The organism is Microbacterium terricola (genome assembly GCF_027943945.1).
Taxonomy (GTDB): Bacteria; Actinomycetota; Actinomycetes; order Actinomycetales; family Microbacteriaceae; genus Microbacterium; species Microbacterium terricola.
This window is the reverse complement of record NZ_AP027141.1, coordinates 1,367,991-1,390,382: the sequence shown is the minus strand read 5'-3', so window position 1 is coordinate 1,390,382 and position 22,392 is coordinate 1,367,991. Positions and strand designations below refer to the sequence as shown.

19 protein-coding genes and 4 tRNA genes are annotated in these 22,392 nt (G+C 69.6%); 12 read left to right on the top strand and 11 right to left on the bottom strand.

All coding sequences use genetic code 11. The annotated features are described in order from the left end of the window. From Microterr_RS06535 to Microterr_RS06510, 6 genes are all read right to left on the bottom strand, one after another. The gene (locus Microterr_RS06535) at nt 1-678 is read right to left on the bottom strand and encodes a TetR/AcrR family transcriptional regulator (RefSeq protein WP_263795474.1); all 678 of its coding nucleotides are present in this window, start codon (nt 676-678) and stop codon (nt 1-3) included. Between the two features lie 46 nt (nt 679-724). Further along, on the bottom strand, nt 725-2,191 hold the full coding sequence (locus Microterr_RS06530; RefSeq protein ID WP_263795475.1) for an HNH endonuclease signature motif containing protein: 1,467 nt from the start codon (nt 2,189-2,191) through the stop codon (nt 725-727). Between the two features lie 257 nt (nt 2,192-2,448). Further along, complete coding sequence (locus tag Microterr_RS06525) at nt 2,449-4,593, bottom strand: 3-hydroxyacyl-CoA dehydrogenase NAD-binding domain-containing protein (protein ID WP_263795476.1); 2,145 nt, start codon at nt 4,591-4,593, stop codon at nt 2,449-2,451. Nucleotides 4,594-4,603: 10 nt separating this feature from the next. After that, a complete protein-coding gene (locus tag Microterr_RS06520) occupies nt 4,604-5,809 on the bottom strand; it encodes a thiolase family protein (protein WP_263795477.1) in 1,206 nt (401 codons plus the stop codon). Nucleotides 5,810-5,883: 74 nt separating this feature from the next. Continuing rightward, on the bottom strand, nt 5,884-7,083 hold the full coding sequence (locus Microterr_RS06515) for a ribonuclease D (protein WP_263795478.1): 1,200 nt from the start codon (nt 7,081-7,083) through the stop codon (nt 5,884-5,886). Beyond that, nucleotides 7,076-7,666, bottom strand: coding sequence for a DUF3000 domain-containing protein (locus tag Microterr_RS06510; protein WP_263795479.1), 591 nt, complete (start codon nt 7,664-7,666; stop codon nt 7,076-7,078). The genes Microterr_RS06515 and Microterr_RS06510 overlap by 8 nt, the downstream gene beginning before the upstream one ends. A 25-nt stretch (nt 7,667-7,691) precedes the next feature. On the opposite strand from Microterr_RS06510, the gene Microterr_RS06505 reads away from it, so the two are divergent. After that, nucleotides 7,692-8,909: an alpha/beta hydrolase family protein gene (locus tag Microterr_RS06505; protein ID WP_263795480.1), complete on the top strand. Its 1,218-nt coding sequence runs from the start codon at nt 7,692-7,694 to the stop codon at nt 8,907-8,909. On the opposite strand, the gene Microterr_RS06500 is transcribed toward Microterr_RS06505, so the two are convergent. The 3 genes from Microterr_RS06500 to Microterr_RS06490 are packed head-to-tail and all read right to left on the bottom strand — an operon-like array spanning nt 8,878 to nt 10,975. Beyond that, complete coding sequence (locus tag Microterr_RS06500; protein ID WP_263795481.1) at nt 8,878-9,597, bottom strand: dihydrofolate reductase family protein; 720 nt, start codon at nt 9,595-9,597, stop codon at nt 8,878-8,880. The genes Microterr_RS06505 and Microterr_RS06500 overlap by 32 nt on opposite strands. 7 nt (nt 9,598-9,604) lie before the next feature. Then, complete coding sequence (locus Microterr_RS06495; RefSeq protein WP_263795482.1) at nt 9,605-10,045, bottom strand: SufE family protein; 441 nt, start codon at nt 10,043-10,045, stop codon at nt 9,605-9,607. Between the two features lie 24 nt (nt 10,046-10,069). Further along, nucleotides 10,070-10,975: a sulfurtransferase gene (locus Microterr_RS06490; RefSeq protein WP_263795483.1), complete on the bottom strand. Its 906-nt coding sequence runs from the start codon at nt 10,973-10,975 to the stop codon at nt 10,070-10,072. A gap of 130 nt (nt 10,976-11,105) precedes the next feature. On the opposite strand from Microterr_RS06490, the gene zapE reads away from it, so the two are divergent. The 4 genes from zapE to Microterr_RS06470 all read left to right on the top strand — a co-directional run bounded on the left by zapE (nt 11,106) and on the right by Microterr_RS06470 (nt 14,626). Continuing rightward, a complete protein-coding gene (gene zapE, locus Microterr_RS06485; protein ID WP_263795484.1) occupies nt 11,106-12,140 on the top strand; it encodes a cell division protein ZapE in 1,035 nt (344 codons plus the stop codon). Nucleotides 12,141-12,305: 165 nt separating this feature from the next. Then, nucleotides 12,306-13,574: an ammonium transporter gene (locus Microterr_RS06480; RefSeq protein WP_263795485.1), complete on the top strand. Its 1,269-nt coding sequence runs from the start codon at nt 12,306-12,308 to the stop codon at nt 13,572-13,574. A 73-nt stretch (nt 13,575-13,647) separates the two neighbouring features. Further along, a complete protein-coding gene (locus Microterr_RS06475; RefSeq protein WP_263795486.1) occupies nt 13,648-14,109 on the top strand; it encodes a type II toxin-antitoxin system PemK/MazF family toxin in 462 nt (153 codons plus the stop codon). Nucleotides 14,110-14,113: 4 nt separating this feature from the next. Further along, nucleotides 14,114-14,626, top strand: a complete 513-nt coding sequence (locus Microterr_RS06470) for a type II toxin-antitoxin system PemK/MazF family toxin (protein ID WP_263795487.1) — start codon at nt 14,114-14,116, stop codon at nt 14,624-14,626. A 34-nt stretch (nt 14,627-14,660) separates the two neighbouring features. On the opposite strand, the gene Microterr_RS06465 is transcribed toward Microterr_RS06470, so the two are convergent. Continuing rightward, nucleotides 14,661-14,736: transfer RNA gene (locus tag Microterr_RS06465), tRNA-Val, on the bottom strand. 148 nt (nt 14,737-14,884) lie between these two features. Here Microterr_RS06465 and Microterr_RS06460 point away from each other — a divergent pair. The 3 genes from Microterr_RS06460 to Microterr_RS06450 all read left to right on the top strand — a co-directional run bounded on the left by Microterr_RS06460 (nt 14,885) and on the right by Microterr_RS06450 (nt 15,180). Next, a tRNA-Gly gene (locus Microterr_RS06460) sits at nt 14,885-14,957 on the top strand. Between the two features lie 53 nt (nt 14,958-15,010). Beyond that, nucleotides 15,011-15,081 (top strand) — tRNA-Cys (locus Microterr_RS06455). Between the two features lie 27 nt (nt 15,082-15,108). After that, nucleotides 15,109-15,180 (top strand) — tRNA-Val (locus Microterr_RS06450). 137 nt (nt 15,181-15,317) lie between these two features. On the opposite strand, the gene Microterr_RS06445 is transcribed toward Microterr_RS06450, so the two are convergent. Beyond that, nucleotides 15,318-16,583, bottom strand: a complete 1,266-nt coding sequence (locus Microterr_RS06445) for a hypothetical protein (protein ID WP_263795488.1) — start codon at nt 16,581-16,583, stop codon at nt 15,318-15,320. Between the two features lie 350 nt (nt 16,584-16,933). Between Microterr_RS06445 and Microterr_RS06440 the strand changes: the two genes are divergently transcribed. From Microterr_RS06440 to Microterr_RS06425, 4 genes are all read left to right on the top strand, one after another. Next, entirely contained in the window at nt 16,934-18,115 is a 1,182-nt protein-coding gene (locus tag Microterr_RS06440) for a PPC domain-containing protein (protein ID WP_263795489.1), read from the top strand. Next, complete coding sequence (locus tag Microterr_RS06435; protein WP_263795490.1) at nt 18,115-18,378, top strand: hypothetical protein; 264 nt, start codon at nt 18,115-18,117, stop codon at nt 18,376-18,378. The genes Microterr_RS06440 and Microterr_RS06435 overlap by 1 nt, the downstream gene beginning before the upstream one ends. Nucleotides 18,379-18,599: 221 nt before the next feature. Beyond that, a complete protein-coding gene (locus Microterr_RS06430) occupies nt 18,600-20,930 on the top strand; it encodes a cellulase family glycosylhydrolase (protein WP_263795491.1) in 2,331 nt (776 codons plus the stop codon). A 44-nt stretch (nt 20,931-20,974) separates the two neighbouring features. Next, a complete protein-coding gene (locus tag Microterr_RS06425; RefSeq protein ID WP_263795492.1) occupies nt 20,975-22,288 on the top strand; it encodes a serpin family protein in 1,314 nt (437 codons plus the stop codon). Nucleotides 22,289-22,392 lie beyond the last annotated feature (104 nt).

Genomic DNA, 22,392 nt, shown 5'->3' with positions numbered 1-22,392 from the left:
TCAGGCTCGCACCTCGCCGACCATCTCGAGCAGCTCCCGCAGCGGTGCGCGCAGCACGGGCACGCGCGTGAGCGGGAGGGCGAGCTTCAGCAGCCGGAGCCCTCGGCTCAGCAGCGCCTGGGTGCGCTCCTGACCGGGTGACGAGTCGTACACCCAGAACAGGGCGAGCAGCAGGTGGGCGAGCACGAGCGCGCGGGGGAGCGCGTCGACGAACTCGGACGGCAGCCGGTGCGTCGCCCCGCTGACGGCCTCCTGGAAGAGCCCCTCGACGACCTCGAGAGCCGGCGCGGACTGCACCGACAGCGGGTTGATCGCCGAACGCGGCGAGACCGCGGCGGAGAGTAACTCACCCGCATGCGGGTGGTAGGGCTCGAGCTGCTCGAGCCCGGTGCGGTAGACGATGCCGAGGCGCTCGATGAGATCGTCGGATGCTGCCAGCAGCGGCTCGGCGGCGCTCCGATGGCCTTGCTGCACGTCGAGGTAGAGCTCCTGGACGAGCTGGTTCTTCGATGCGAAGTGGTAGTTGGTCGTGCCGACCGAGACTCCGGCCTCGGCGGCGATCTGCCTGATCGTCGTCGCGTCGTAGCCACGCTCGCGGAACGAGGTGAGGGCGATGCCGCGCAGCAGCGCGCGCGTGCGCTCGCTCTTCGTCGACGGGACCTCGGATGCGCTGAACATGTTCAGAGTCTAGGCCGCTTGCGTCGCTGAACTGATCTGATCGGGGTCAGAAGTCGATGGCGTCGGCGTATTGGTCGGGTGGGGTGAGCCAGGGTGTGTCGAGGTATCGGCGGCGGGTGAGGAGTGGTTCGTCTGGAACGAATCTGACCTGGGGTTCGGGCCGGTCGGTGTGTTTTCGGCCGGAGGGGCTGGTCCACACGAGCACTCCGGCGGCGATCTGCTGCACGGTCCAGGGTGCGGCGTGTTTCAGGGTGTGGTGCCGTTTGCAGAGGTGGGCGAGGTTGCAGACGGTGGTCTTGCCGCCGGTGGCGTAATCGTGGGTGTGGTCGATGTCGCAGCGGTGCGCGCGGCGTCGGCAGCCGGGGAACCGGCAGTGCTCGTCACGGACCTGCAGGAACCGGGTGATCGCGGCGGTGGGCCGGTACCGGTCCACCGCGAGGATCTGTCCGGTAGCAGGGTCGGTGAACACCCGCTCCCACACGGGCGACTGGGCGGCGAGGATGCGGGCGGTGTCGGGGGAGATGGGTCCGTGCCCGGCGAGCAGGCACGGCTCCGTGCCCGCCCCGGTCATCGTGAGCACCGGGATCGTGACCTGCACGGTCGCGCGGATCCCCCCGATCCCGTCACCGGCGACCGCCCGGTCGGGCGTGCCGGTCAGCAGCAGGTCGGTGACGATGTCGGCACGGAGCTGATCCATGGTGCGCGGGTCCGCGTCGGCAGTCCCGTCGCCAGAGGTGTGGGCTCGGTCGGCTGCATCGCCGTCTGAATCTGTGTCGGATGTCGTGTCGGTGCTGTCGTTGCGGAGGGCGCGGGCCTGGTCGGTGAGGCGGGCTTCGATGCCGTGCACGAGGGCGGCTTCGGCGATCAGGGTGAGCGCGGCCATCCCGTCGGCAAGGTCCGACACGTCCACCCGCCGCGTCCCGGCCGCATCCGCATGCCGTTCCGCGAGGGTCCGGTGCAGGAACCGTTCCGCGAGCACCCGCACCACCGGGCCCAGCCGGCCCGGCGTGACCCCGACCGCCCGATCCAGAGCCGCCCGGATGTACGCGGCGCGGTCGGTATGGTCGTCGATCCGGTCGCCGGCGTCGTGGATCACCGCCGCATGCTGCCGGGAGATCTCGCCCCGCTCCACCGCGTCCACCACCGGCCCGAACCGGGCGCACAGGTCCGTCGCCTCGGTCAGCAGCCGGGTCACCGTCCACTCACTCATCCGCACCGCACACGCGAGCTCCGCGACCAGGGACCGGCGGGCCATCTCCCCGACCGTGGCCCTCCCGGTCCCCGCGACCTCCGCGACCAGCGTCCCGACCCGGGCGAGCAGCCGGATCTCCGCAGCCTCCACCCGGGCCCGCTGCCGCCGCAGCGCAACGAACTCGTCCACGAACTGCTCCACCCGCCGCGACACCACCCGACCACGCTCCGCCGCCCCCGCCGCAGACACCCCGGGCACCGGCCCCACCGGGCCTTCGGGCACCGGCCCCTCCGGGGCGGGCTGAGCAGGAACAGCAGACATGAACGGGAACTCCGAGCAGACAGGAACACGGGCCGAGAGCACCCCCGGACGCGAACCCCCGCGCCCCCACTCAGCCCCGTGCGTCCTCACTCACCCGCCGGCGGATGCCACCGGCATCCCACCCGAACCACTCGATCTCTCGCTACCACACACGATACGACCCACCTCCGACACTCACGACGAGGGGCGGGGTCCGATCTTCGGACAGCGGAAACGCCCCTGGCAGCGCATGCCAGAGGCGTCTCCGAACGGCGATGTCAGCCCGCGATGCCGCGGATGGGCGGCTCGTGGAACGTGGCGCCGAACACGCGCTCCGACGCGCCCTCGCGGTCGAGGTAGGGCGATGCGCCGCCGTCGATGAACGGCCAGCCGGCGCCGAGGATCAGGCACAGGTCGATGTCCTCGACCTCGGGCACGACATCCTCATCCAGCATCAGCTTGATCTCCTGCGCGAGACCGTCCTGGACCCGGCCGAGGATGGTCGCGGCAGACGCCGGCGTCGAACCGACGTGACCCTTGAGCACCTTCTCCGCCGCCTTCGTGAAGCCGGTGACGCGTCCGCCCTTGTCCTTCTCCACGACGCCGTCGAGCTCCGCCAGCGCGTGGAAGTTCTCGTTCGCGTAGAAGCGGTCGGGGAAAGCCCGCACCATCGTGTCCTGCACGTGCGCGGCGACCTTCCAGCCGACGAGGTCGATGAGCTGGAACGGGCCCATCGGCAGACCGAGGGGCGCGAACGCCTTCTCGACATCAGCGACCGGCGTGCCTTCGTAGACCGCTCGCGCGGCCTCGCCCATGACCTTGGCCAGAAGACGGTTGACCACGAAGCCGGGCGCATCCGCGGTGAGGACCGCGTTCTTGCCGAGGCCCTTCGCGACCACGAAGGCCGTCGACAGCGCGGCGTCCGCCGTGTGCGGCGTCTTCACGATCTCGATCAGCGGCATGACGGCCACCGGGTTGAAGAAGTGGAAGCCCACGAGGCGCTCGGGGTTCTTCAGCTTCGCGCCGATCTCCTCGACCGACAGCGACGAGGTGTTTGTTGCGAGGATCGCGTCCTCCGCGATGATCTGCTCGATCTCGCCGAAGACCGCCTGCTTGACGCCGACCTCTTCGAAGACGGCTTCGATGACGAAGTCGCAGTCCGCGTACTCCGCCTTGTCGGTGGTGCCGCGGATCAGACCGCGCAGCTTGTTGGCCGCGTCGCCGTCGAGGCGTCCCTTGGCCTCGAGCTTGGCGATCTCGTCGTGGATGTAGGCGAGGCCCTTGTCGACGCGCGCCTGGTCGAGGTCGGTGATCAGCACCGGCACCTGCAGCCTGCGCACGAACAGCAGGGCGAACTGGCTGGCCATGAGCCCGGCGCCGATGATGCCGACCTTCGTGACCTTCTTCGCCAGCGCCTTGTCAGGTGCCCCGACCGGACGCTTGGCGCGCTTCTGGACGAGATCGAAGGCGTACATGGATGCGGCGAACTGGTCTCCCGTGACGAGCTCGGCGAGAGCCTCGTCCTCACGGGCGAATCCCTCCGCCTTGGTGCCGCTCTTCGCCTTGTCGAGCAGGTCGAGCGCGACGTAGGGGGACCGGGGCACGGTGCCGATCTTCGATTCGAGCATCCCGCGGGCCATCTTGATCGCGATGGGCCATTTGGTGAGGCGCTCGATCTTGCCCGGCTCGTTCCGGCGCTCGACCTTGGTCGCGCCGGTCAGGACCCGATCCGCCCACCGGAGCGAATCCTCGAGGTAGTTCGCTGCGGGGAAGATCGCGTCGACGATCCCGTAGTCGAACGCCTGCTGGGGCTTCAGCATCCGGTTCTGCTTGAGCGGGTTGGAGACGACCACCTCGAGCGCGTTCTCGATCCCGATGAGGTTCGGCAGCAGGTACGCGCCGCCCCAGCCGGGGATGATCCCGAGGAAGACCTCGGGGAGGGCGATCGCTGCGGCCGACGCATCCACGGTGCGGTAGCTCGAGTTCAGTGCGATCTCGAGTCCGCCGCCGAGCGCCAGCCCGTTGATGAACGCGAACGACGGGACGCCGAGCTCGCTCAGCTTGCCGAGCACGTGGTGACCGAACTGGGCGACCAGCTTGGCGTTGTCCTTCGAGCCGACCTTGGTGATGTCGCTGAGGTCGGCGCCGGCCGCGAGGATGTACTGCTTGCCGGTCACGGCCACCGCGTGGATCTCACCGGCAGCGGCGCGCACCTTCAGCGCGTCGAGCGTGGCGCCGAGCTCCTGGAGCGTGGCCGGCCCGAGCGTGTTGGGCCGGGTGTGGTCGCGCCCGTTGTCGAGCGTCACCAGTGCGAGCACCTTGCCGGAGGCGAGACGGATGTCGCGCACGGGGGAGTGCGTGATCACCTCGCCGTCGGTCATCGCGAGGATGGGGGAGAAGTCGATCTGTTCGTAGTTCGTCATCGAGTCGGCCTTACTTCTTCTTCTTGCCGTCGAAGAACGGGTTCTCCCAGATGACCGAGCCGCCCTGTCCGAGGCCCACGCACATGGCGGTGAGGCCGTAGCGGACGTCAGGGCGCTCGGCGAACTGGGCGGCGAGCTGGATCATGAGGCGCACGCCGGACGCGGCGAGCGGGTGGCCGACGGCGATCGCGCCGCCCCACTGGTTCACACGCGGGTCGTCGTCGGCGATGCCGAAGTGGTCGAGCAGCGAGATCACCTGGATGGCGAAAGCCTCGTTGAGCTCGAACAGGCCGATGTCGTCGATGGTGAGACCGGCCTTCTTCAGGGCCTTCTCGGTGGACGGGATCGGACCGATGCCCATGATCTCGGGCTGGACACCCGCGAACGCGAACGAGACGAGACGCATCTTCGGGGCGAGCCCGAACTCCTTGACCGCGCCGCCGCCGGCGAGCAGCGACATGGTCGCGCCGTCGGTCAGGGGGGAGGAGGTGCCTGCGGTCACGCGCCCGTGCGGGCGGAAAGGGGTCTTCAGCGCGGCGAGGTCATCCATCGTGGTCTGAGGGCGGCGGCCCTCGTCCTCGGTGGCCAGACCCCACGCGCCGTCGGCGCCCTTCACGGCGACCGGGACGAGATCGGGCTGGATCTTGCCGGCGTCGTACGCGGCCTGCACCTTGTGCTGGCTCAGCATGCCGAAGCGGTCGGAGCGCTCCTTGGTGAGGTGCGGGAAGCGGTCGAAGATGCGCTCGGCCGTGACACCCATGTTCAGCGCGCCCGGGTCGACCATCTTCTCTGCGACGAACCGCGGGTTCGGGTCTGCGTTGCTGCCGATCGGGTGGTGTCCCATGTGCTCGACGCCGCCGGCGAGGGCGACGTCGTACATGCCGACCCCGATCGATCCGGCCATGGTGGTCACGCTCGTCATCGCGCCCGCGCACATCCGCTCCACGGCGAAGCCGGGCACGGTCTGCGGGAGGCCGGCGAGGATCGCCACCGAGCGCCCGAGGGTGAGCCCCTGGTCGCCGGTCTGCGACGTCGCCGCGATCGCGACATCGTCGATGCGCTCCGCCGGCACGCCGGGGTTCCGCTCCATCAGCCCGATGGTCGCCTTCACGGCGAGGTCATCGGCTCGGGTGTTCCAGTACATGCCTTTTTCGCCGGCGCGCCCGAAGGGGGTGCGCATTCCATCGACGAAGTAGACATCCGAAAGCTCGGCCACTCTGCCTCCAATTTTCAGGGATCTCCCCGAGCCTAGGAGCGCGGCTCGACCGCCCGGAATCGGTTGGGTCGAATCTACGAAGCGGTTTCAGGGGCGTCCGACGGCGGTTGCACGGAATGCACAAAGGCATCGACGATCACCTGTGCGGTTTGCGCAATCTGCCAGGGGCGCGCACCGAGCGCGAGCAGCGCGTCGCCGACGGATGCGGCATCGAGCGGTGCGGGCGGAGCCCACGCGACGCGCCGCAGCATCTCAGGCGTAAGGAGGTTCTCGGTCGGCATCCCGAGCTCCTGCGCCGCCGTCTCGACGGCGGGTCGAGCGGCCTTCAGCCGCGCGTCGGCCTCGGGGTTGCGATCCGACCAGGCGCGCGGCGGCGGCAGGGTGTCGCCGCCGGAGACCCGCTCGGGCGGGAGGTTGGTCTCGGCGCGACCTCGCTCGATGGCCGACCACCAGCGGTCGAGCTGGGTGCGGCTCGCGCGTCCCGTGAAGTCCCGCATCGCCGCGAGCTCCTGCTTGCTCTTCGGGTCGGCGAGGACTGCGGCGACCAGCGAGCGGTCGGGCACGAGCCGACCGGGCGAGATGTCCTGCTGCTGCGCGTACTCCTCGCGGGCGAGCCACAGCGATCTCGCGACCGCCAGCGACTTGCGCCCGCGCACCACGTGCAGACCGCTGAGTCGGCGCCAGGGGTCTTCCCGTGCGGGCTTGGGGAGCCGGTTCAGCACCGCGTCGAACTCCTCCGCGGCGAACGCGGTCTTGCCCTGCTCGTCGAGTTCGGCTGCCAGCGCGTCGCGCACGTCGATGAGGTGCTCGACGTCGAGAGCGGCGTACTCGAGCCACGACTGCGGCAGCGGCCTGGTCGACCAGTCCGACGCCGAGTGGGCCTTCGCGAGCGTGATCCCCAGCGTGTCCTCGACGACCGCGCCGAGACCGACGCGCTCGTGCCCGAGCAGTCGCGCGGCGAGCTCCGTGTCGAAGATCGTCGGCGGCACGAGATCGAGCTCGCGCAGCGACGGCAGGTCCTGGCTGGCGGCGTGCAGCACCCACTCCACATCGCCGATGGCCCGCTGCAGGGCGGTGAAGTCGCCGATCGGCGGCGGGTCGAAGAGGAAGACGCCGGCGCCGCGCCGGAACACCTGGATCAGGTAGGCGCGCTGCGAGTAGCGGAAGCCGGAGGCCCGCTCGACATCGACGGCGACGGGTCCGTGGCCCGCGGCCAGTGCGTCCGCGGCTTCGGCGAGAGCGACAGCATCCGCGAGTACGACGTATTCAGCCACGAGACCCCTTGCGCGACGATCCGAGAACGGAGATCCCCTCCGACCCGGGCGGGAGGCCCGCGAGCATGCAGACGAGCTCAGCCCATGCCTCGATGTGCACCGTCAGATCGCCCGTCGGGCTCCAGGAGGCACGCAGCTCGATCTGTGCTCCATCGCCCTCCTCGGCGAGCGTGCCGAAGCCCTTCGACAGCGTCTTGGTCGCCGTGCCGGACGCGGCGCGGTAGTCGGCGCCGCGCGAGTCGAGGGCGTCGACGAGCCAGGACCAAGCGACATCGGCGAGGAGCGGATCGATGCCGATGTCGGTCTCGAGCGGTGCCTGCGCGAAACAGACGATCCGCCATGCCCCATCCCACGGGCTCGGCTCGTCCTCATCGTGCAGCAGCACGAGTCGACCGGTGCCGTACGGGGAGTCCACCCCGTCCTCTTCGGGGCGCACGTCGCCTGCGAGCGCCAGCGCCTCCGGAGCGAGACCGGTCGGGGCCGGGATCTCGCGAACGACGAAGTCGGATCGGAATTCGGTGGCCCGCACGGCGGCAGCCGCCTGCGCGAACGCGGACGGCGCCGCGGGAGGATTCTCAGCCACGCGGACAGACTAGAGTGAGGCCACGATGGTCGTCCCCAGGCGCGCCGCGATGACCGGCGCCTCACCTCTCACGATCGCCGCAGTCCGCACGGCTCTGATGGTGCTCAGCACCGCCCTCGCCGGCGTGCTCGCCGCGATCGGGCTGGCGAGCCTCGTGGCGGCACGGCGCGTCGTCACCCCTGCCGGCCGGGTGCCGGACACCCGCATCCTCGATCTCGACACCGCGGCGCAGACGATCACGCTCACGCGCACGGCCGACACGGGCCTGCCGGGCCGCTACGCCCTGTTCACGACGGGCACCTCGCAGTATCTGAAGCTCGGGTCGGTCCTCGCCGAGGATGCCGGGAGCGTCAAGCGCAAGCTGCTCACCCACGTCGCCCCCACCGCCCGGCTCGGCGCAGACGCCGCCTTCAGCGGCTGGTACTACGACAGCGCGGACGAGCTCCAGCTGCCGTACACCGACGTCGCCGTGCAGACGCCACTCGGACCTGCGCCGGCGTGGGTGTTCCCAGCGCCCGACGGAGGCGATGTCTGGGTGGTGCAGGTGCACGGCCGTGGCACCACGCGGGCGGAGTGCCTGCGCGCCGTGCCGCTGTTCCACGCGCTCGGTGTCACCTCGCTGCTGGTCTCATACCGCAACGACGGTGAGGCTCCCGCGAGCCGCACGGGCACCTACACGCTCGGCGCCACCGAATGGCGCGATGTCGAAGCCGCCATCGAGTACGCCCGCTCGCACGGGGCCCGCCGGGTCCTGCTGATGGGCTGGTCGATGGGCGGCGCTGTGGCTCTGCAGACGGCTCTGCAGTCGCGTCACGGCGATCTCATCGCCGGCGTCGTCCTGGAGTCGCCGGTGATCGACTGGCGGGTCGTGCTGGACTACCAGGCGAAGCTGGCCAAGCTGCCGCAGGCAGTGTCGGACCTCGCGATCGGCGCGCTCGGCGCGGAGTGGGCGACCCCCCTCACCCGCGGCGCGATCCCGTTCGACCGGCTCGATGTGGTCGCCAGGGCGGCGGAGCTGCAGCATCCGATCCTCATCCTGCACAGCGACGACGACGGCTTCGTGCCCTCGGACGCCTCGCACGCGCTGGCGCAGGCGCGACCCGATCTGGTCGACCTGCGCGTGTTCGACACCGCGCGTCACGCGAAGCTGTGGAACTACGACCAGGAGCGGTGGAGCAGCAGCATCCGGGACTGGGTTCAGGCGATCGGCATCACGGACGCACGCGCAGGCGCAGATAGCTGAACCCGGCCTCGTCGACGAGCATCCCGGCGACGTCGGTGGCGAGTCGCCGCTGCACCGGCAGGAAGGCGTGCGCCGCCGGCTCGAGGGCAGGCGCCACGGTGACGCAGTACTCGTCGATGAGTCCCGCCTCCGCGAACTGCGCCGCGAGGGTCGGACCGCCCTCGCAGACGAGACGTCGCAGGCCCCGCTCGGCGAGCGCAGCGACGATCGCCGCGGGCTGGAGCCTGCCGCCGTCGTCCGGCACCGCCACGACCTGCACGCCGTGCGGCAGGACCCGCGCGGCGATCTCATCGGCGCGCGACTGCGGGCACACGATCAGCACGCGGTCCGGTGAGGCTCCCGCCTCGAGCGACAGCCGGTGGCCGGCCAGGTCGCCTGAGCCGGTGACGATCGCGAGCCGCGCGGTGCGGGGCACGACGTAGCCCTCCGCCCGCACGCTCTGCGCGCCCACCACCACGACATCGGCATCGGCCCGCAGGACGCCGAGGATGCGGCGATCCACGCGGTTCGTGAGCGTCTCGCTCGTGCCGTCCGAGCCGGCCGCCGAGCCGGTGAGGCTCGTGATCATGTTCAGGCGCACGTAGGCCGGATCCGGTCGCGCGTAGCGCTCGGCGATCCAGGTGCGTCCTTCGTCCGAGGTGACGTCGGTGGACGCGCCGGTGCGGGGGACGACCTCTGTGACGATCATGGAGCGGTCAGCTCGCGCGCTTCTCGCGCACCTGCCGCTGCACACGCAGCAGCATCCCGGTCATCCCGGCGATGCGCAGCGGCGAGACCGCCCGGGTGAGGCCGATGCTCTGCGGGTAGTCGTCAGGGACCGCCAGCACGTCGTCTGCGGCGAGGCCGCTCAGGCCATGGGCGAGGATGCTGGCGAATCCGCGCGTGGTGGGAGCCTCCGGCGGCGCGGTGGCGTGCATCGTGACGACGTCGTGCTCATCGACCTCCACGACGATGTACACCGGCGACTGGCACTCCGCGACCCGCTCGGTGAGCTCCGGGTGGTCGGCATATCGCTGCGGGACGGCCGGGAGGTCCTGGGAGTACTCCAGCAGCAGCTGCAGACGATCGGTTTCCTCGAGCTCGAGGAACTCCTCGCGGATCTCTGCGAGCGAGGCGGGAAGAGCGGATTCAGACATCGCGCCCATCATCCCACGCAGCGACTACGCGCGCTTCGGCACAGCGCCAGGCGCGGATCCGGTGACGATCGGCACGCGCACCGCGCTGCCCCATTCCGTCCACGAGCCGTCGTAGTTGCGCACCCCGTCGAAGCCGAGCAGGTGGTGTAGGACGAACCAGGTGTGACTGGACCGCTCGCCGATACGGCAGTACGCGATCACCGCATCGCCTGCGGACAGACCTGCGTCACCCTGGTAGATCGCCTCCAGCTCGGCGCGCGGCTTGAAGCCGCCGTCCTCGGCGACGGCGCGGCCCCAGGGAACGCTCTGCGCGGACGGGATGTGGCCGGCGCGCAGGGCGCTCTCCTCCGGGTAGGCGGGCGCGGTCGTGCGGGTCCCGTCGTACTCCTCCGGGGAGCGCACATCGATCAGCGGGCTGCCCAGATGGGCGAGCACGTCGTCCTTGTAGGCGCGCAGGGCGCGGTCGTCCCGGTCGATCACCGGGTATTCGGTCGCGGGGCGCGTGGTGGGCTCTGTGGTGAGCGGGCGCCCATCCGCGATCCAGCCGTCGCGACCCCGATCGAGGAGACGCACGTCCTCGTGGCCGAACAGCGAGAACACCCACAGGGCGTAAGCGGCCCACCAGTTGTTCTTGTCGCCGTAGATGACGACGGTGTCGTCGCGGGCGATGCCCTTGCGGGAGAGAAGCTCGGCGAAGCCGGCGCCGTCGACGTAGTCGCGCACCACCGGGTCGTTCAGCTCGGTGTGCCAGTCGACCTTGACGGACCCCGGGATGTGGCCGACCTCGTAGAGCAGCACGTCCTCGTCGGATTCGACGACCACGAGGCCCGGCTCGCCGAGGTGCTCGGCCAGCCACTCGGCGGTGACGAGGCGGTCGGGATGGGCGTACTCGGCGAACTTCGCCGACGTCGAGTCGGGTGCGACGGGCATGGTCACTCCTGGGTAGCGCGGATCGGAGCCGCGGATCGGACGGCATAGGGTGGAACCGTTCCCTGCCATCCTGGATTCCCGGGTGGGGGAGTGCACCCCGCCCGTAAGACTGCGATACAGGACTGCCCGCATGACCGCTGCCGCGTCACCGATTGGGATCGTGCACCTCACCGAGCGCGCACCGCAGATCTCGGGTGCCGAGATGGTCGCCGCCCTCGTCCCACCCCCGCAGTTCGACGACGCGACCTTCGACTCGTACCGGGCCGACGCGGCCTACCCGTCGCAGCAGGACGCGAAGGATCGGCTGATCGCCTTCGCCGGGGTGGGCGCACCCGCGGCGCGCGGCGGACTGTTCCGACGCGCCAAGAAGGAGCCGGAGCTCAAGCCGGGCGTGTATCTCGACGGCGGGTTCGGCGTGGGCAAAACCCACCTGCTGGCATCCGTCTACCACGCCATGCCCGCACGCCGGAAGTACTTCGGCTCGTTCATCGAGTACACCGCCCTCGTCGGCGCACTCGGCTACAAGAACACCGTCGAGCTCTTCCGGGGCGCCGATCTGCTCTGCATCGACGAGTTCGAGCTGGACGACCCCGGCGACACCATGGTGATGACCCGGCTGCTCGCCGAGCTGGTCGGCAGCGGCACCCGCCTGGCCGCCACGTCGAACACGCCCCCCAACGCACTCGGCGAGGGCAGGTTCGCGGCTCAGGACTTCCTCCGCGAGATCCACGCCATGTCGGCGAGCTTCGACACCATCCGCATCGACGGCACGGACTACCGCCACCGCGCGGTCGACGGTCACGCCGCCACCCTGACCGACGAGGCGTACACCGCTGCGATCGCGGCGGCCGCAGCATCCGGCGTCGCCTCGGACGACGCCTTCGCCGATCTCGTCGGACATCTCGCTCAGGTGCACCCGTCGCGCTACATCAGGCTGATCGACGGACTGTCGGTCGTCGGTCTCCGCGATGTGGCGGAGTTCTCCGACCAGTCCGCGGCCCTGCGGTTCGTCGCGTTCATCGACCGCGTCTACGACGCGCAGCTGCCGATCCGCGCCACCGGGCTGTCACTCGACCGGATCTTCCCTGACGAGATGCTCGGCGGCGGATACCGCAAGAAGTACCTGCGCGCTGTCTCCCGGCTGGTCGCATCCACCCTCTCCTGAGCGGTCGCTCCGTCCTTTCGCGGAAACGCGAAACGTGATGTTTACACCCGACGGGCATGCGTAACCGTCTGGAAACACGGGGTGGGCGGCGCTTGAAATGCGCTCTCGCGACACTGGGGACACCCGACGCGACACCTGCGTCCCTGCAGAGAGGTTCCATTCGAGATGGATCAAGGCAATACCGCATTCATTCTCCTCGCAGCCGCACTCGTCCTCCTGATGACGCCTGGACTGGCGTTCTTCTACGGAGGCCTGGTCAAGGCGAAGAGCGTCATCAGCATGATGATGCTCAGCTTCGGCGCACTCGGACTCATCGGAGTCCTCTGGGTGATCTACGGCTACGCGATCGCTTTCCCGGGCGCTGAGGGCACGCTCGCTCCCTGGTCCATCGACTGGAGCGCCATCGGCCTGACGAGCCTGCTCGAGACCCCCGACGGCGCGGCGTACCCGCCGCTCGCCTTCGTCGCCTTCCAGGCGACGTTCGCGATCATCACCGTCGCGCTCGTCTCCGGCGCCATCGCCGACCGCGCAAAGTTCGGCTCCTGGCTGATCTTCGCGGCCATCTGGGCCACCGTGGTGTACTTCCCGGTCGCGAGCTGGGTCTTCAACTTCGGCCTGGCCGAGGACGGCAGCTTCGCCTACGGCGGCTGGATCACGCACGGCCTGCAGGATGTCTTCGGACTCGGCGCGATCGACTTCGCCGGTGGTACCGCGGTGCACATCAACGCCGGTGCCGCAGCGCTCGCCCTCGCCCTGGTGCTCGGCAAGCGCGTCGGCTTCCAGAAGGGCGTCCACGTCCCGCACAACCCGCCGTTCGTCCTGCTCGGCGCCGGTCTGCTGTGGTTCGGCTGGTTCGGCTTCAACGCCGGCTCGGAGCTCGCCGCCGACGGCACCGCCGCACTCGCCTTCGTCAACACAATCGCCGCTCCGGCAGCAGCCCTGCTCGCCTGGCTGATCGTCGAGAAGATCAAGGACGGCAAGCCCACCTCGGTCGGCGCCGCATCCGGTGCCGTCGCCGGCCTCGTCGCCATCACCCCCGCGTGCGCCTCGCTCACCCCGATCTGGGCCATCGTGCTCGGGCTCATCGCCGGTGCGGTCTGCGCCCTGGCGATCGAGCTGAAGTTCAAGCTCCGCTTCGACGACTCGCTCGACGTGGTGGGCATCCACCTGGTCGGCGGCCTCATCGGAACGCTGTACCTGGGCTTCTTCGCCACCGGCACCGGCCTGTTCACCGGCGGCGACGGCACCCAGCTGCTCGTCCAGGCGATCGCCGCCTTCTCGGTGCTCATCTACTCGTTCGTGCTCGCCTACGCCATCGGCTTCGCGATCGAGAAGACGATCGGCTTCCGCGTCAAGAACGAGGACGAGATCGCCGGCATCGACACCGTCGTGCACGGTGAAGAAGGCTACGTCCTGGCCGAGACTCGCGCCTGACCTGTTCCAGCCGAGAAGGGCGTCGCGGATTCCTCCGCGGCGCCCTTCCTCGCGTGCGCGTAGCCTGGCGCCCATGGAAGCGCACCCCGGTGACGGGCACGACCCTGACACGGCGACGATCGAGGTGGAGCTCCCGGCGCCCGGCGCGCTGCGGATCGCCTACGCACCGGATGCCGATGGGTCGCCGGACGCGGGCGAAGTGGTCTGGACCTGGGTGCCGTACGTCGAACGGGACGGGCGCGGCAAGGATCGCCCCGTGCTGGTGATCGGCGCACACATGGAGGATCGCGTCTACGCGGTCCGGCTGACGAGCCGTTCGCACGATGGCGAACGCGACTACCTGCCGATCGGCCCCGGACCGTGGGATTCGCAGGGGCGGCCGTCGTGGGTCGACGTCGACCAGCTGTACAGCGTGCACGTGCACGGGATGCGCCGCGAGGGGTCTGCGCTGGACGAAGCGACGTTCGACCACGTCGCCGCCCTGCTCCACGAGCGTTTCGGCTGGGCGCTGGGGGAGACCGGCCCGCTATCGTGACGGGGTGCGTCTCCTCACCGCGATCCTCGACCTCTTCCGGCCTCGTCCGACACTGCGGCCCCGGCGTGGCCTGCCCAAGCAGGCCGACCTGTCGCGATCGGGCGCGCTCGCGACCGTCGAGGTGACGCTGCCGCCGCACGGAGGCCTGCGGGTCGAGTACGCGCCGAGACGGAACGGGATGGCCGACGCGGGCGAGATCGTGTGGGCGTGGGTGCCCTTCCAGGAGGATCCCACGCAGGGCAAGGACCGTCCGCTCCTCGTGATCGCGCGGCAGGACTCGCGGCGGGTGCTCGCGCTCAAGCTCACGAGCCGGCCCCGCGACCGCGACAGCGATCACCTGGCGATCGGCGCAGGCCCGTGGGACGCGAGCGGCCGGCCGTCGTGGATCGACATCGACCAGCTGTACAGCGTGCATCAGCACGGCATCCGACGGGAGGCCGGAGCACTCGATCACGCCGTGTTCGTTCGCGTCGCGGATGTCCTCCAGCGCCGCTACGGCTGGGAGAGGGCCTACTGACGAAGAAAGGCCCGGGTCTCCCCGGGCCTTCTGATGGTGGGCGATACCAGACTCGAACTGATGACCTCTTCCGTGTGAAGGAAGCGCGCTACCAACTGCGCCAATCGCCCATGACCCCGCGGGGTGGAGTCTCGATATTACCGGATGCGGGGAGTGCTCGTTGACCGCCTGCCCGAGACACGCGCGAGACGCGCCTGGTTTTGCGTGTGCGTCAGTTTCGGCTAAAGTCGATCAAGTGCCCGGAGCGATTCGGGTCACGCGGATGTAGCGCAGTTGGTAGCGCACAACCTTGCCAAGGTTGGGGTCGCGAGTTCGAGTCTCGTCATCCGCTCGAGTGCGGTGATCCTCTTTCGAGAGGATCTCGCCGTGGGTCGAACCACACACGGTGGCGTGGCCGAGCGGCTAGGCACCGGCCTGCAAAGCCGTTTACACGGGTTCGAATCCCGTCGCCACCTCGCCTCATAACTGAACAGCCTTCACAGGCGCGATTGGCGCAGCGGTAGCGCGCTTCCCTGACACGGAAGAGGTCACTGGTTCGATCCCAGTATCGCGCACCGAAAGAAAAGCCCCGGGTGACCGGGGCTTTTCTTGTATACCTGAACCGGCGGGTCCGCAGCCTGGGCGCTGAGCGGGGGGCACGCCTCGACCGTGGCACCGTTCTCAGACGGCCTTACGTGCTCACCAGCCGGGGCTACCGGATCGTGGAGGTTGCTTTCGAGACCTTCGCCAGGGTCGTGTAGCCCGCCTTCTTGCCGGTGACCTTCACTTTGATGGTCTTCCCCCGGTCGGCCGCTGTCAGCGTGTAGGTGGACTTGGTCGCGCCCGTGATCGCGGTGCTGCCCCGGTACCACTGGCGCGTGAACGTGACGCCGGACGGCTTCCATGTGCCCGTCGTCGAGGTGAGCTTGCTGCCAACCTTCGTGGTGCCGGTGATCTTCGGGGTCGCCGCGGTGATGGTGCCGGCGGCGACGGTCTTCGTCGATGCGGAGACCTTCGACAGGGTGGCGTAACCGGCCTTCGAGCCGATGACCTTCACCTTGATCGTCTTGCCCTTGTCGGCAGCGCTGAGGGTGTACGCGGACTTCGTGGCGCCGGAGATGGCCGAGTTGCCCCGGTACCACTGGTATTTCACGGTCGTCGCGGCTGGCGTCCAGGTGCCGGGGAGGGCGGTGAGCTTCGCGCCGACTCTCGCGGTGCCGGAGACCTTCGGGGCGGGTGCGGTGAACGCGCCAAGAACGGCACTGGTCGGTGCGGATGTCTTGGTGATGTTGCCGTCCCCGGACCACCCGGTGACCTTCACACTGATGGCCTTGCCGGCATCCGCTGACGTGGGTGTGTAGGTGCTGGCGACGGCACCGGCGATCGGAGTGCCGCCCCGGAGCCACTGGTAGTCGAAGCTCTCGTTCCACCAGCCCCAGAAGCCGAGCGAAACCGACAGCGGCTTCCCGACAGTGGCGGTCTTCGGGATGTTCGGCTCGTCCGAGCCACCCTCCGCCGCGAGCGTGTAGTACCACCAGCCGGTCGTGCCGACATCCCAGTCCGGCCGGTACTCGAGCGTGCCGAAGATACCGCCGGCGGCGACGTCCTCCGCGTTCGGGGTGTACGTCGTCGTGCACGTGATGGTCTCACCCGGCTGCATGGTGTCCGGGAGTTCGTAAGCGTGCTGGTACGCGACCCAGGGGTCGGGGAATCCGACCCCAGCCATCTCGCACCCGCCGGTGAACGCGGAGGCGTTACGGTTCTGCATCATCGACACGACGACCCGCGCGTTTTCAGGGAAAGTGATGGCGCTGGACTGTGCGTTCTTCGCGGTGAACGTGAAGGAGACCTGCTCGCCCGCGGTGAAGATGTACGCCGACTCAGGCACCTCGATGCTGAGCGCGAGCGGCGAGGCGTCGAGTGCCTGCGCTGCGGCGGGTACGGCAACCACCCCTGCGAGTGCGAGCACTGCGGTCACCGCACCAGCTGTGATGCGCCGTGCGGCGCGCGTCAAACTACCGGTCACCGGATCCCCAATCCGCGGCTCTTCGGGGAGCCGACGAGCCGAGCATATTGGGATTGCCGCAGCTTCAGCCAGCAGATCTTCGACCAGAGGATGGGGAGCCTTAGTCGAACCGCCGCTGGAGCTATGTCGACGGTTCTGGATACGACCCAAAGAGATGTCCGGAGGTCGCGGACTTCTCATGCGACCGATCACCGAGCGGTTACGGCCGCTGCAGAAAGTGATGGCGTCGCCAGTCAGGGTGTCGCTAATGTTCAGCCAGGTCCGATCTCGGGCCACTGGGGATCTCTCTGGGGGAGATGGCTGTGGGGAATAGCTTCGTCGCGCGTGCGCGCATCAGTACTGCCCGGCAATGGGCGGCGGGTCTCGCGCTCGCGCTCACCGTGTCCATGGTCGCTGCGCCGCCCGCTGCCGCCGCGTCGGTGACGGAGGTGGAGCCGAACAGCACGTCTGCTCAGGCGCAGAGTATCCCCTTGGCGACGACGGTGAACTCCACCTTCGGGACCTCCGGTGACTGCGACAACGGGGCATACGACTGCGACTTCTACCGCGTGACCCTCGGCACCTCGGGCCGGGTGGTCATCGACCTCCGGTTCTCCGACGCGCTCGGGACGGACGGGAAGCTCGATCTGCATGTGCTGGATGGGGCGGGGAAGACGATTCAGTACGAGAGCGTGAAGACCACCGACTACAGCGGTGCCAGGGTGCGCGGCCTCGCGCTGTTTGCAGGCCCGGGCACGTACTACGTGTCGCTGAAGGCACGCGTCACCGGGTTCTCGAGCAACGCCATCTGGAAGGGCCAGCCGTACACGCTCGCGGTGAAGACGTCCGCGATGCCTTCCGAATCAGAGCCGAACAGCACCTCCGCGACGGCGGATCTGCTCGCGCTCGGAGGCAAGGTGAACGGGTCTGTGCTGTATGGGGACAGCGTGTGGGGAATGGACAGCGACTACTATCGGCTGCCGCTGACGAAGGCCCGCAAGATCTCGATCGACTTCCGGTTCCCGTGCGGACTCGGCACCGACGACATCTACGACATCGAAGTGTGGGTCGGAGACGAGTACCTGACGACATACGACGTCCCCGGCGGCTGGTGCTCGGGCTCGAAGCTCCGCGCCAAGACGATCGCCGCACCGGCAGGAAACGCCTACATCATGGTGGACTCCAGCTTCGGCTCCGGGACCACTGTCAAAGGCAAGGCGTACAGCCTCACCGTCCGTGGCGTCCTCACGAAGGGCACCCCCACCGTCAGCGGGACGGTGAAGGTCGGGAAGACCCTGACCGTGAAGCCCGGCACGTGGAAGCCGGCACCGGTCGCTCTCTCGTACCAGTGGCTCCGGAACGGGAAGCCGATCGCGAAGGCCACCACGGCGAGCTACAAGCTGACCACCGCCGACCGCGGCAAGAAGATCTCCGTCAGGGTCACCGGACGCAAGTCCACGTACCTGACCGCGTCCAGCGTCAGCGCAAGCAAGACTGTCCTGTAATGGCCGAGCGGACCTCCCAACGGGCGAGCCTGATTGTCGCGCTTGCCGCACTCATCGGCGGCGGACTCATCACCCTCACGGCGGCGGCACCCGCCAGCGGGAACGCCGAGCCGCCCCCGGGGTATGTCGACCGATCAACGGAGCTCACCAACCTGGGCGTGCCCCTCGACGAGCAGGAGTACTACCTCGAGGAGGAGCCGCAGGAGACGGGCCCGGCACTAGAGCCCGTCCAGTTCACGCTCATCGTGGAAGGCGACGACTAGCCACTGCCATCATTCGCGGCTGAGCTCGACGGTCTTCGTCCCCTCAGCGACTGCTATCGCACGCGTTCCATGGGGGATCTCGACAACGCACCCCGCAAGGCTGGCGAGACGGAGACCCGAGTCGTCCCCGGAACCGAGTGCCGCTCGGTTTGACATCGCGGCTCGCCATGGCGGATGCTGTGCAGGCTGTTCCCCCCGCCCCCTTGTCACGATGGAGTGCCATGAGGCCCATCCGACGTCCCGTCGTCGCGCTCATCACCATGCTCGCCCTGGTCGCCGTCCAGGCGATCGCCGACCCCACCGGGCTGCTCGCGCTCGTGGGATGGTCCGGCGCCGGCGCACGCGTCGACGCCGCCTGGACATGGGCACCGTACGTGGTCTACCTGCCCGTCCTGCTCGGCGTACTGTGGTGGGTCTCGGTCCGCGCAGGGGACCGCTTCTGGACCCTCGTACCCGGTGTCGTCCTCGCGGTGATGCTGGCGCAGGCGGCCACCGGCCTCGTCATGACCTGGGATCCCGCGATCGCCGCCTGGGCCGCCGCGTACGTCACCGCCAAGGCGGTGCCTGCGGCGCTGATCGTCGCTGCGTTCGCGCGATGGTTCGGCGGCCCCTCCGACCGCCAGAAGCACGAACCCGGCGCCATCTGGGTGCCCGCCGCGCTCTTCGCAGCCACCGCGCCCCTGCTCGCCGGCCTGTGGTGGACGAGCACGGTCTACGCCCCCGGCGTGCCCGCGGCGCGCCCCGACCGCGGCGTGCTGTCGGTCGTCGTCGCGATGGTGCTCATCGCCGGCGCCACCGCACTGTGCCTGCAGTGGATGCGCGCCCGCGTTCCCGGAGTGCTCGCCGGCTGGCTGGCCGCGCTGGTCGCCGGAGGCATCGTCGGCCTGCTCCAGGCGCTGATCGCCCTCGTCGTCGACGGGTTCCACGGTGACATGTGGCCGCTGATGTCGGCGTACGTCGCCGTCGCGGACGGCCTGTCCTTTGGAGCGTGCCTGGGCTGGATCGCCGGTGCGGGCGCCGTCGTCGCCGATCGAGTGCTCGCCAAGAGCGGCGTGCGCGCCCCCCGGTTCGCCGCGGCGGGTATCGCCGCGGTGGCCGTCATTGCAGTGGCCGTGACGGCCCTGACCCCTCCGACCGGTGCGGCGGCAGCATCCGACGATCAGATCGACTCAGGGTTCCTGCGCGCCGAATCCGGCGTGATCGCGGACGGGGAGGGCAACGAGGTCCTGCTCCGCGGCGTCAACGTCAACCAGCTCGTCGACTTCTACCGCCCCCGGCCCGAGGTGGACGACACCACGCCCCTGACCGAGGACGACGTCGCCGGGATCGCGGCGCAGGGCTTCAACGTGGTGCGGCTGAACATCTCCTGGTCGGCGCTCGAGCCGACCAGGGGCACCCTGAGCGACGCGTACCTGAAGCAGATCGACGAGGCGGTCGAACTCGCCGACGCGCACGGCCTGTACGTCGTGCTCGACATGCACCAGGACTCGTGGTGGAACGAGGGAACCCCGGCCGACGCGGAATGCCGTGCCGGCACGGATCCGATGTGGGGATACGACGGAGCGCCGGCGTGGGCCACGAAGACGGATGGCGCGCCACGCTGCCAGTTCCAGGGTCGGGACATCTCGCCCGCCAGCGACCGGGCGTTCCAGAACTTCTACTTCGACGCCGACGGCGTCCAGACCGCTCTGATCTCGACATGGGCCGCGCTCGCGGCAGAGTTCCGGGACGAGCCGGCCGTCGCGGGATTCGACCTGATGAACGAGCCGGGCTTCGGCGAGACCGCGCCGGTCACGACATCGTTCCTCCTTGGTCGGTTCTATGACCGCGCGATCCAGGCGATCCGCGACGCCGGCGCGCCGCAGATCGTGTTCGTCGAGCCGAGCATCCTCTGGTCGGGTCTCGGGTTCGACAGCGGCCCTCCGCCGCGGTTCACCTCGGACCGCAACATCGTGTTCTCCCCGCACCTCTACGCCGAGTCGATCACGATGGACCGCGCGCTCGGCCTCCCGCCGATCGTGTCGATGGAGCGTCAGTTCACCCTCGCGCAGCGCGCGGCCGACGCCTACGGCGCTCCGCTGTGGTCGGGGGAGTACGGCTACTGGGGCGAGGACGCCGACCGCGTGGAAAAGCTGACGCGCTACGCGGACCTCGAGGACCAGCACCGGCTCGGCAGCGCCTACTGGGTCTGGCGGCAGGCGTGCGGCGACCCGCAGGGCGGGATCGTCGACGTGACCGATGCCCTCATGCGCACGGACTGCGCGACAGGAGAAGACGTCGCACCCCGCACCGACCTCCTCGAGATCCTGGGTCGGGCCTATCCCCGGTCGGCGCCCGGGGTGCTCACGGCACTCACCGGCGACGGCACCCACGTCGACCTCGCCGGGCGGGCAGACGAGCAGAGCTGCGGTCTGGAAGTGTGGGTGCCTGGCGCGGTCGAGCCCGACGTCACCGTGTCGGGGGTCACCGACGTCGCCACGGCTCAGGTGCCCGGTGGCTGGATCGTGACCGGCTGCGCCGAGGGGGAGTACGCGCTGTCGACCGACGGCTGACCCTGTCTCGACACCGGAGCGCCGCGCGTCGGTATGATCCGCGGATGGGGACACCGAGGTCGCTGGTGTGGCGACGTGGCGCGGCGGCGGCGTGCGCCCTGGCGTCCGCCGTGTCGCTCGGCGCGTGCGCGAGCTCTTCGACTCCGCCCAGTTCGCAGTCGGCATTCGTGCGCGCCGACGATGTCGCGCTGCGGACAGTGACCCTGTCGGAGGCGACCGCCGTCCCTGCGGTGGTCGAAGCGAGCCGCGCGCTCGGCACGACGGCGCTGTCGCTGGCCCCGCAGGACCAGAACGCGGTGGTCTCGCCGGCGGGCCTCGCGACCGCGCTGGCGATGCTCGCCGAGGGCGTCGGCGGTGCGAGCCTCGCCGAGCTGGAGAACGTCCTCGGCGCGCCCGGAGCCGAGCGGCGCGATGCCTTCGCCGCCCTGCGGGCTGCACTGCTCGAGTGGGACGGGGATCCCGCGTCCGCAACGGGAGGCGACCTTCCGGAGCGCCCACTCGTGCACCTCGCCGACGAGGTCGTCGTGCATGGAGGCTTCCCTGTGCACGAGGACTATCTTCGCGCCCTCGCGTCGGGCTTCGACGCCGGCGTGCAGTATGCCGACTTGAGTTCTGCGTCGGGCAAGGCGGTGCTCGACGAGTGGGTGGCCCGCCACACCGGGGGACTGATCGAGGAGTCGGCGATCACTCCGAACCGTGACCTGAAGCTCGTCCTGCAGGACGCGATCGTCCTGGCGGCGCGCTGGCGGACGCCGTTCGACGCCTCCAACACCTCAGCAGCTCCGTTCAGGCTCGGCGACGGCAAGACGGTCGATGTCGAGACCATGAGCAGCCACGACCTCCACGCCGCATACGCGGAGGTCGACGGCTGGGTGGCGCTGCGCCTGCCCTACACCGATGCGCTGCACGCCGACGTCCTGCTGCCGCCCACGGGAACGGACCCGGCCGCGCTGACCCCCGACCTGCTGGACGCTGTGTCGAGCTCGCTCGACAGCGCCGCACTCGCGCGCATCGGTCTCGCGCTGCCCACGCTCGACATCGCTCCGCCGGCGCTGGACGTGGTGCCGATGCTGCCCGCCCTCGGCCTCGGCAGCCTCCGGTGCGGGTCCAGGACAGATCTGCGCGGGATCGCGGACGCCGAGCTGTGCCTCGGTCAAGCCGCGCAGCAGAGCATGCTCACGATCGACGAGGACGGCACCGTGGCTGCTGCGGTCACGGAACTCGGCATCGTGGCGACCTCCGCAGACGTGGTGGATCACGAGGTCGCATTCGACCGGCCGTTCATCGTCTCCGTGTCGCACACGGAGACCGGATGGCCGCTCTTCCTCGCCGCCGTACGGGATCCCCGACACGGATAGACTCGGAAGATGGAACAGCGCCGGATCACCGTTCTCGCGGCGGTCGTCGCGGCCGCCGGCACGCGAACGCTTCAGGCCTGAGCGGGCAGGGCGCAGCGCGCGCC

What these genes read in the sequence shown, in the direction of transcription:
- Microterr_RS06425 (WP_263795492.1), top strand. Translation starts at nt 20,975, where the DNA reads ATGGGGACACCGAGGTCGCTGGTGTGGCGACGTGGCGCGGCGGCGGCG.
- Microterr_RS06435 (WP_263795490.1), top strand. Translation starts at nt 18,115, where the DNA reads ATGGCCGAGCGGACCTCCCAACGGGCGAGCCTGATTGTCGCGCTTGCC.
- Microterr_RS06535 (WP_263795474.1), bottom strand. Translation starts at nt 678, where the DNA reads ATGTTCAGCGCATCCGAGGTCCCGTCGACGAAGAGCGAGCGCACGCGC.
- Microterr_RS06505 (WP_263795480.1), top strand. Translation starts at nt 7,692, where the DNA reads ATGGTCGTCCCCAGGCGCGCCGCGATGACCGGCGCCTCACCTCTCACG.
- Microterr_RS06490 (WP_263795483.1), bottom strand. Translation starts at nt 10,975, where the DNA reads ATGCCCGTCGCACCCGACTCGACGTCGGCGAAGTTCGCCGAGTACGCC.
- Microterr_RS06530 (WP_263795475.1), bottom strand. Translation starts at nt 2,191, where the DNA reads ATGTCTGCTGTTCCTGCTCAGCCCGCCCCGGAGGGGCCGGTGCCCGAA.
- Microterr_RS06500 (WP_263795481.1), bottom strand. Translation starts at nt 9,597, where the DNA reads ATGATCGTCACAGAGGTCGTCCCCCGCACCGGCGCGTCCACCGACGTC.
- Microterr_RS06495 (WP_263795482.1), bottom strand. Translation starts at nt 10,045, where the DNA reads ATGTCTGAATCCGCTCTTCCCGCCTCGCTCGCAGAGATCCGCGAGGAG.
- Microterr_RS06430 (WP_263795491.1), top strand. Translation starts at nt 18,600, where the DNA reads ATGAGGCCCATCCGACGTCCCGTCGTCGCGCTCATCACCATGCTCGCC.
- Microterr_RS06475 (WP_263795486.1), top strand. Translation starts at nt 13,648, where the DNA reads ATGGAAGCGCACCCCGGTGACGGGCACGACCCTGACACGGCGACGATC.
- zapE (WP_263795484.1), top strand. Translation starts at nt 11,106, where the DNA reads ATGACCGCTGCCGCGTCACCGATTGGGATCGTGCACCTCACCGAGCGC.
- Microterr_RS06525 (WP_263795476.1), bottom strand. Translation starts at nt 4,593, where the DNA reads ATGACGAACTACGAACAGATCGACTTCTCCCCCATCCTCGCGATGACC.
- Microterr_RS06480 (WP_263795485.1), top strand. Translation starts at nt 12,306, where the DNA reads ATGGATCAAGGCAATACCGCATTCATTCTCCTCGCAGCCGCACTCGTC.